The sequence below is a fragment of the Pseudomonas sp. SIMBA_067 genome (assembly GCF_046534675.1).
GTDB lineage: Bacteria > Pseudomonadota > Gammaproteobacteria > Pseudomonadales > Pseudomonadaceae > Aquipseudomonas > Aquipseudomonas putida.
Map to the genome: position 1 here is coordinate 1 of NZ_JAWRYH010000522.1, position 267 is coordinate 267.

At 62.2% G+C, this 267-nt stretch carries 1 pseudogene; it reads right to left on the reverse strand.

What is annotated here, in order from left to right:
* Positions 1 to 103: 103 nt before the first annotated feature.
* A pseudogene (locus SB765_RS30155) lies at positions 104 to 267 on the reverse strand (DNA-binding protein); the annotation flags it as partial.

Below are 267 nucleotides of genomic sequence, written 5' to 3' on the forward strand. Positions count from 1 at the left end.
GCAGTGCTTGCGTACCAGGTCACGCCATTCTTCAGGAACCTCCTGGAGCGCAGCGTTGCGCTCCTCGCGGGTCTTGAGCTGGAGGATCTGGGCCGCGTACTGCCTAGGCCGCATAGCGCTTGTCTTCCGGTGGTGTCGGAAGTTGCAGGTCGAGACGTTCTGCAAGCCAGGGGATTCCGGCCTGCTTCACGCGGGTCGATTCGCTGTACTGCATCCCGGCTTCGGGGTGAAACCAGCTGCCCTCTTTGATCCGCAGGTATTCGCGGT